This window comes from Bacillus sp. ISL-45 (genome assembly GCF_018613195.1).
Lineage (GTDB): Bacteria > Bacillota > Bacilli > Bacillales > Cytobacillaceae > Mesobacillus.
Map to the genome: position 1 here is coordinate 405,168 of NZ_JAGGQQ010000008.1, position 8,399 is coordinate 413,566.

General features: G+C 41.6%; 9 protein-coding genes. All 9 read left to right on the top strand.

The genetic code is table 11. The features are described 5' to 3' along the window. Positions 1–8: 8 nt before the first annotated feature. A complete protein-coding gene (locus J7E35_RS12110) occupies positions 9–458 on the top strand; it encodes a flagellar protein FlgN (protein ID WP_214780045.1) in 450 nt (149 codons plus the stop codon). 24 nt (positions 459–482) lie between these two features. Beyond that, positions 483–2,030 carry a flagellar hook-associated protein FlgK gene (gene flgK, locus J7E35_RS12115; protein ID WP_214780047.1) on the top strand — a complete coding sequence of 516 codons (1,548 nt, stop codon included), beginning with the start codon at positions 483–485 and terminating at the stop codon, positions 2,028–2,030. Positions 2,031–2,040: 10 nt separating this feature from the next. After that, positions 2,041–2,931, top strand: a complete 891-nt coding sequence (flgL, locus tag J7E35_RS12120; RefSeq protein ID WP_214780049.1) for a flagellar hook-associated protein FlgL — start codon at positions 2,041–2,043, stop codon at positions 2,929–2,931. A gap of 57 nt (positions 2,932–2,988) precedes the next feature. After that, the gene (locus tag J7E35_RS12125; RefSeq protein WP_214780051.1) at positions 2,989–3,543 is read left to right on the top strand and encodes a DUF6470 family protein; all 555 of its coding nucleotides are present in this window, start codon (positions 2,989–2,991) and stop codon (positions 3,541–3,543) included. A gap of 14 nt (positions 3,544–3,557) precedes the next feature. Beyond that, positions 3,558–4,007 carry a flagellar assembly protein FliW gene (gene fliW, locus J7E35_RS12130; protein WP_214780053.1) on the top strand — a complete coding sequence of 150 codons (450 nt, stop codon included), beginning with the start codon at positions 3,558–3,560 and terminating at the stop codon, positions 4,005–4,007. A gap of 5 nt (positions 4,008–4,012) precedes the next feature. Then, complete coding sequence (gene csrA, locus J7E35_RS12135; RefSeq protein ID WP_214780055.1) at positions 4,013–4,234, top strand: carbon storage regulator CsrA; 222 nt, start codon at positions 4,013–4,015, stop codon at positions 4,232–4,234. Between the two features lie 150 nt (positions 4,235–4,384). Then, positions 4,385–5,161 (top strand): flagellin N-terminal helical domain-containing protein, encoded by a 777-nt coding sequence (locus J7E35_RS12140; RefSeq protein ID WP_214780057.1) that lies wholly within the window; start codon positions 4,385–4,387, stop codon positions 5,159–5,161. Positions 5,162–5,486: 325 nt separating this feature from the next. Then, positions 5,487–5,621 (top strand): flagellin, encoded by a 135-nt coding sequence (locus tag J7E35_RS12145; protein WP_483297656.1) that lies wholly within the window; start codon positions 5,487–5,489, stop codon positions 5,619–5,621. Between the two features lie 179 nt (positions 5,622–5,800). Then, positions 5,801–8,399: Calx-beta domain-containing protein (locus J7E35_RS12150; RefSeq protein WP_214780059.1), on the top strand; the 2,599-nt coding region annotated here is incomplete at its 3' end.

An 8,399-nucleotide genomic window follows, 5' to 3' on the forward strand; every position in this document is an offset into this window, starting at 1 on the left:
GGAAGACAATGAGCATCCATCTTTTAATTGAGAGCATGCAAAAGCTTTTGAAGCTGCATAAGAGCTTGCTGGAATTGTCGCTGAAGAAGACGGGGATTTTGGAGACAGAGGATATCCAGGCTCTTACCCAGCTGTTAAAAGAAGAGCAGGCTCATATCCTGGCAATTGAAAAGATCGAAGCAGAGCGGATGAGAGCGGCTTCTGACCGAAAATTAAATGATCTCCTAGAGGAAATTCCTGAACCGGAAAAGGGTATTCTGGAAGAAATCAGCCAGGAACTCAGGGAAGTCATTTCAAGTATTCATGAACAGAACAAGCTGAACCAAAGTCTCATTTCACAATCCTTGAAATTTATCACTTTTTCAATGAGCATTGTGGAGCCGCCGCAAGATGATTATAACTATGGACCGAATGAAACGGGCGTTCCGGGAAAGAGCCTGTTCAGTTCCAAAGCGTAAATTTTATACTGGAGGAAGTCTTACATGCGTTCGACCTTTATGGGATTAGAAACAGCAAGGCGCGGGATGTTCACGCAGCAGACCGCTTTACATACGACAGGACATAATATCGCCAATGCGAATACACCTGGCTACACGAGGCAGCGTTTGAATTTTGCGCAGACGGAGCCTTACCCGACAGCGTCATTCAATCGCCCGAACCTGCCAGGACAAACTGGCACTGGAGTCAAAGCTGATGCCGTGCAGCGGATCCGTGAGGGCTTCCTTGATATCCAGTATCGCGGCGAGACGAATAAGCTGGGGTACTCTTCAACAAAAGCTGAAGCGTATTCCAAGCTGGAACAGATCATGAACGAACCTTCAGAATCTGGTCTCGCAAATACGATGGACCAATTCTGGCAGTCGCTTCAGGATCTTGCGGTTAATCCGAATAATGAAGGTGCAAGGTCGGTTGTCCGCCAGCGTGGTATCGCGGTTGCTGAGACATTCAATTATTTGCATAATTCGCTTGTGGCTGTGCAAAAGGATATCGGCAATGAAATCAATGTGACCGTTGATAAAATCAACTCCATTGTAAGCCAAATCCATGGCTTGAATGATCAAATCGGCGATATCGAGCCTCATGGTTATTTGCCAAATGACCTGTATGATGAGCGAGACAGGTTGATTGATGAACTCTCTTCTCTTGTGAATGTAAAAGTGGATTATGCAGCTAGCGGCGGGAATTCCCATTCGGGAGCTGAAGGGAAAGCGGTCATCAAGCTTGTCGGTGATGATGGCAAGCAGCATGCCGTACTTGTTGGGTCGGCAGGTTACAACAAAATAAACGTTAACAAAGATGGGATAGAAGGTTCTGTTAAAACCATTTCTGTCGGTAGCACGAATCTGAATTTCACTGACATGAAATCAAGCGGCAGGCTACAAGCGCTAGTTGAGTCCTATGCTTATGAAAAAGATGGCGAGGCGACTGCGGTTTATGCAGATATGCTTAGAGAACTCGATAATCTTGCATTTACATTTGCAACTGAATTCAACACAGTTCATAAATCTGGCTTAAGCCCGAATGAAATCAAGAATGAAAAAGCAGAGGAAATCTCTTTTTTTGTTGATACACAGTCTGGTGGCATCGATCGAAAAGGATTTGCCGGCCGAATGACTCTTGATGGCAAAATCCTTAATAGCCTGGATAATATCGCATCGGCAACAGGTGACGACCCACTTAAAGCTGCGCTTGGAGATGGCACAAACGTGCTAAACCTCGCAAATGTCCTTAATAAGCAATTTGATTACAATGGCAGTTCTGAGTTAGCGGATTTCCGGAATTATTATGAAGGAGTCATCGGCAAGATGGCCGTCGAGTCACAAGAAGCCAACCGTATGACAATGAATAATGGGGCGCTCCAGCAAGCAGTCGAAACGAAGCGCCAGTCTGTAAGCTCAGTCTCCCTTGACGAGGAAATGACAAATATGATCCAGTTCCAGCATGCCTATAACGCATCAGCACGTATGATTACCCTGCAGGATGAAATGCTCGATAAAATTATCAACGGCATGGGAACAGCCGGAAGGTAAGGTGAAATAAATGCGGATCACACAATCGATGCTCGCCTCCAATTCGCTTAAGCATCTGAGCGAGAGCTACAGGAGAATGGGCAAATACGAGGACCAGTTATCCACTGGCAAAAAAATAACAAAGCCTTCCGATGATCCAGTCGTCGCGATGAAGGGGATGACATACCGATCTAACTTAAAGGAAGTAGAACAATATAAGCGCAACCTTTCAGAGTTATATCTTTGGATGGACAATTCAGAGGCCGGAATCGACCAGGCAAACAGTGCGCTCCAGCGTGTGCGCGAGCTGACAATCCAGGGGATGAATGATTCCTACAGCCAGGAAGACCGCCAGGCGATTGCCCGGGAAGTAGAACAGCTGAAGCAAAGTCTTGTTGCAACTGCGAATACACAGGTTAGCGGCCGGTATATTTTCCATGGCACGGATGTCATGAACCCGCCGGTCCCGCAGGAAAATCCTGTACAGGTTGACGCTAACATGGCAGATGAGGATATCAACAACTATAAAGTGGAAGTTTCCCGCGGCGTTTTCATGAAGGCTAATGTGAATCCAACCAATGTTTTCAATCAGGAGATGTTTGACACGGTTCAAGCAATTCAAGATGAGCTTGGTAGTGCCAATCCACAAAAGATGGACGAGCTGCTGAAGGATCTTGATAAAGTCATGAATACCTTGTCCGCAGAACGCTCAGAGCTTGGCGCACGCTACAACCGCCTCGAAATGGTTGAAACCCGTCTTGGAGAGCAAGAAGTCATGGCAACAAAGATCCTATCAGATAATGAGGATGCCGAAATCGAGCGCGTCATCATGGATTTGAAATCGCAGGAAAGCGTCCATCGAGCAGCGTTAAGTGTCGGTGCACGGATCATCCAGCCGACATTGATGGATTTCTTAAGATAATACAAAGCCTTATCAAGCTATTTGATAAGGCTTTTCTTATAGTAGGGAGGAAAACCTATGAATATACCTCAACTTAGGATGGAATCTACTTTTGCTAAAATTGGAATAGAAACACAGTCTGCCAGAAGGGATATCCAGCAGCCGAAAGCAGATATGAGCATCGAGCAGCCAAAGGCAGAAATGATGATCAACCGGAGAACGCCTAAGCTGACGATTGATCAGTCGAGAGCTTTTGCAGATGCTAATCTGAAAAGCGTTTTTCGAATGACGGAAGAAAATGCCCAGGCAGGGTACCAGGCAGCGATTCATGCCATCGCCACCATGGCCCAGGAAGGTGATGAGCTGATGATGATCGAGCATGGTTTCTCAGCACTCCGAAGCCAGGCCGAGCGAAACAGCTTGCCCCAAAAGGCAGATTTCAATATTGGTTGGATTCCATCCCATAACAGTGTCAAAATAGATTATGACCCGGGTGACTTGAACATCCGCTGGAACACGCAACCTGTTAAAATTGATGTAAGACCAAACAAGCCAATCATAGAGTACTATCCAGGCAAAACAGAGATCTACCTGCAGCAGAAAAATTCACTCAGGATCGATTTTGAAGCATAAAAGGAGACTTTGAAATGAGACTTAATACAAAATACCATAATGAAGTTAAGATAAAAGAAGAAGAAATTTTGTTGTTTGAAAAAGGAATTCCAGGGTTCCCGGAGGAAACCAAGTTTGTGGTATTGCCATTGAATGAGGATGGGTCATTTTCAGTCATGCAATCCGTTACCACTTCCGGACTGGCATTCATCATTGCCAGCCCATTTGGATTTTTCCCGAACTATGATTTCAAATTAGAAGATTCAGTGGTAGAAGAGCTTGAGTTGAAATCCGAGAATGACGTCGTCGTTTACTCTATCCTGACAGTCGAAGATCCATTTGATAAAACAACTGCAAACCTTCAGGCACCAGTCATCATCAATAAAGCAAACAACAAAGCAAAGCAGGTCATCCTCATAGAAGAAGGCTATAAAACAAAGCACAACCTGTTCGGCAAAACAGAACTGCATAAGGTAAAGGGGTGAGATGAATGCTCGTATTGACACGCAAAAACGGCGAAACCATCAAAATCGGCGATGACATTGAAATCACCATCGTCTCATCCAAAAACGACCAGGTCAAAATCGGCATCAAAGCACCCAAAAACATCGAAATCTTGAGAAAAGAAATCTACGAACAAATCAAGGAAGAGAATCAGCAGGCGTCAAAAGATATCACAAGTCTATTAACGAACCTGAAAATCCAAAAATAATTTAATATTTTTTTCTAAAACTATTAAACAAACAAACCTCCAGACGATATATAAATTGTAAGGGAAAATAAGGGCGGCCGACCTTATCAAACCGGACAATTTAACAGGTTCACAAGGAAGTGAACCTACACATTCAAGGAGGAAATTATAATGAGAATTAATCACAATATTGCTGCGTTAAACACACACCGTCAGTTAACAAGCGCTTCTAGTGCACAAGCTAAATCAATGGAGAAATTATCTTCAGGTCTTCGTATTAACAAAGCTGGAGACGACGCAGCTGGTCTTGCAATTTCTGAAAAAATGCGCGGACAAATTCGTGGTTTGGATCAAGCATCTCGTAATGCTCAAGATGGTATCTCTTTAATCCAGACAGCTGAAGGTGCCTTGAACGAAACTCACTCTATCTTGCAACGTATGCGTGAATTAGCTGTTCAGTCTTCCAATGATACCAATACAGCAGAAGACCGTGGTGAACTTCAAAAAGAAGTAGACGAGTTAGCGAAAGAGATTACTCGTATTTCTAACACTACCGAGTTTAATACAAAGAAATTAATTGATGGACAAGGTGGGGCTTCTCTAGACTTCCAAATCGGTGCTAATGAAGGTCAAACAATGAATCTTGCTATCGGTGCAATGGATGCGGCTACTCTAGGAGTTGATGATGGAACAGGTTTAGCTGCAACAGCTGCAGGTGGAGATGCAACTACTGTTGGTGGTATTGACATTTCTACAGATGCGGCAACAGCAACAGCTGCGATTACTACAATCAACTCTGCTATTGAAACAGTATCTGCCGAACGTTCTAAACTTGGTGCAAACCAAAACCGTCTAGAACACACAATCAACAACTTGAACACATCTTCAGAAAACCTAACAGCAGCGGAATCACGTGTCCGTGACGTTGATTATGCTTTAGCTGCTTAAGAGCAGTAACAAGCACAGTCGTCCTGGCTGGTAACGGCCAGAGATCATAATCGGGTGAATTGCTGGAAACCCCTTATAGCTTTCTTCACCACAGCGGAGCTGGAAACGGCAAACGCGAAGGGCAGAAAAGAAGAAGGATTGGGCAATCAGCAGCCAAGCTCCTGTCTCGAAAGAGTGGAGAAGGTTCAACGACTAGGATAAACCATCTAAGGCAAAAGCTATGGTGATGAAATCCATAGGTGAAACAATAACCATCAGTATTGTGAATCCGAAGTGCCCGACCCCTACTAAGTAATTAGAGGGTGAAGATATAGTCTAGTCATTTATGAAAATAAATGTTCGCGCGATGGCGAAAGAAATGATGGAACAAACTAAGAATTCTATTCTTGCTCAAGCTTCACAAGCTATGCTAGCGCAAGCAAACCAGCAGCCGCAGGGAGTTCTTCAACTTCTTCGTTAATTAGTGACTTTAAAAACGACCACTGGATTACCCTTTGGTCGTTTTTTTATATAAAATATATAGGACTATATTACTAATATAATCAAAAGATATATATTGATTCTAATTAGCATAACCTAAATAACTTTTTCGGGGGTGTATCTTAGTACTAATATCTATCTTTAGTATTAAGGTGAAAAATGAGAAAGATAGCAAAATCTTTTTTTGTTGTATTTTTGATAAATATTCTTTTATTGCCAAACTTCACCTTTGCCTTGGAGGCCTGGTTATCTCCTAAATTAGTAAAACTAAACCTCGCTCCTAATGAGAATGCGGAATTCAACTTAACGTTTACTACTGGTACTCCACCTGTAAAGAAACTAGATGTTGTTTTTGTTTTTGACACTACTGGAAGTATGGGCGGAGAAATAGAAAATGCAAAATCAAGATCAATCGAAATAATGAATAATATTAGCAGTAAAGTAGAGGATACTACTTTTGGCGTGGCATCCTTCCGTGATTATCCTAGTTCATATGATTATTCAGGCTACTCATCTACTTATGGTGGATCAACTGATGTTCCATTTTATTTAGACCAAACGTTAACAAACAATATTAGCATTGTTTCTGCTTCTATACAAAAACTCTACGCGAGTGGTGGCAGCGATTGGCCAGAGAGTTATACGAGAGCTTTGCACGAGGTTTCAAAAAGCAGTATGAGATGGCGAGAAGATTCCAAGAAGGTCATCATTTTAATTGGCGATGCTCCGACACACGATTCTGATTATGCAGGATATAATTTTGGTGTAGACCCGGGGGAAGATGGAATAGCTGGTACTGATGATGATTTGAATTTTGAAACTGTCGTCAACTCATTAAGAGATAAAGAGATGATGGTCCTGGCATTACAAGCAGGTTCTTCAGTTGAGGCAGAAGCAACATTAAAAGGGGCATCCATCGGTTTTAGTGAACTTGAAGGGACAAATGGACAATATTATGCGTTAACATATTCTAGTGAAGTCTCCTCTAAGGTAATAGAGATGGTTAGTCAGGAAGTATTAAATATAAAAGAGCTTTCTTTTAATGTGCCAGATCAATTTAAATCGTGGTTCTCCTTTAGTCCATCAATCTTCTCCGATGTAGGGCCCAGAGAAACTCGTACAACAAAAGTAAATGTCCATATTCCATCGGATGTAATAGATGGACTTTATGAAGTACCTATAAGTATTAAAGGTGATGGATACTTACTAGATACTTCTTATGTGAATATTACAGTTAATCAAAATTCTGCAACAGAACAATCAGTTGAATTTATAACTTCAAATTTCGGTGTTATTGAAAATGATGAAAATGCTACCTTAACATTAATGCGAACAGGTGAATTAGAAGGAGAATATAGTGTAAACTATTCTACTTTAGATGATACTGCAAAAGAAAATGAGGATTATCACTCTAGTAGTGGTACCGTTACTTTTTCTTCAGGTGAAAAATTCAAAACTATTATTATCCCAATTATTAATAATGATTTTTATGAGGATAAGGAGGAATTTAGCGTCATCTTAAGCGAGCCATCACCAGGTTTAATAATGGGAGATCCGACATCAGCAACAGTAAGCATAGTAGATGATGAACTGAATCACCCAGGAATTCTAGAACTTACAAGTGCGCAATTTTCCGCTTATGAAGGTGACGAGCTTGAGGTCACTGTTCAAAGACATTCAGGGTCCGATGGAACTGTTTCAGTCAACTATGAATTAATAGATGGCTCTGGAAAAGCCGGACTAGATTATATTAAAAACAGTGGACAGCTAATCTTTAATGAAGGTGAAACGACCAAAACGTTCTATGTAAATATTTATTCAGATGACATAGAAGAGTTGGATGAAAATATATATATAAGACTTAGAACACCGAGTAATGGAGCAATACTTGGATTAAATAGTACAGCAGAATTGATTATAAAAAATAAATTCGATGATAGATTATATGTAAATCCTACAGCTATAGATTTAAAACCGGGAGAAAGTAAGTCAGTAGAAGTTTTGTTTAAACAGGCAGATGGATCTTATAAGAATGTAACTGTAGATCCAAATGTTACGTTTGAAAGCGATAATAATAAATTATTAGTAAACAATGGTCAAATTTTAGCCTCCAATTTACTTCCTCCAGGTAGCTATAAGGTAATAGTGAGCTATCAGGACGTAGTAAAACAAATAACTGTGAATATCTTGCCACCTCCAACAGTTTCAAATATTATTGTAAATCCTGAAAGTATTGAACTGGCACCGGGCAAAAGTGTACCTTTTACAGTCACAGCTATGATGAGTGACGGCACATCTAAAGAGGTGACAACAGACAGTTCGACTGCATATGAAATCAGTGATAGTAAAATTGTACGGAACCTAGATACAATAGTTGCTTCAAACTTGGCTCCGGATGGCTTAGTGGCAACAGTACATGTTAGCTATGGCGGGAAAGTAGCAACATTAAATGTACTGGTGAAGAAAACAGAAGTAATTGTGGAAAGCCTGGCAGCAAATCCAACGGACATCACAGTGGCTCCAGGCAAAAGTGTGCCATTCACAATCACAGCAAATATGAGTGATGGAACGATAAAGAATGTAACGCTTGATAGTACAACTAAGTATGTGAGCAGTGACAGCCGGATCGTGAGAAGCAGCGGAATAATCGTAGCCTCCAATACGGCTCCGGATGGACTAACCGGGACGGTCACCGTCACGTATGGAGGAAAAGAGACGGCCATCACTGTTTTGGTGAAGAAAACAGAAGTAATTGTGG

Bases quoted from the DNA above. Each gene is read 5' to 3' on its own strand.
- J7E35_RS12110 (WP_214780045.1), top strand. From the start codon at position 9: ATGAGCATCCATCTTTTAATTGAGAGCATGCAAAAGCTTTTGAAGCTG.
- flgK (WP_214780047.1), top strand. From the start codon at position 483: ATGCGTTCGACCTTTATGGGATTAGAAACAGCAAGGCGCGGGATGTTC.
- flgL (WP_214780049.1), top strand. From the start codon at position 2,041: ATGCGGATCACACAATCGATGCTCGCCTCCAATTCGCTTAAGCATCTG.
- J7E35_RS12125 (WP_214780051.1), top strand. From the start codon at position 2,989: ATGAATATACCTCAACTTAGGATGGAATCTACTTTTGCTAAAATTGGA.
- fliW (WP_214780053.1), top strand. From the start codon at position 3,558: ATGAGACTTAATACAAAATACCATAATGAAGTTAAGATAAAAGAAGAA.
- csrA (WP_214780055.1), top strand. From the start codon at position 4,013: ATGCTCGTATTGACACGCAAAAACGGCGAAACCATCAAAATCGGCGAT.
- J7E35_RS12140 (WP_214780057.1), top strand. From the start codon at position 4,385: ATGAGAATTAATCACAATATTGCTGCGTTAAACACACACCGTCAGTTA.
- J7E35_RS12145 (WP_483297656.1), top strand. From the start codon at position 5,487: ATGAAAATAAATGTTCGCGCGATGGCGAAAGAAATGATGGAACAAACT.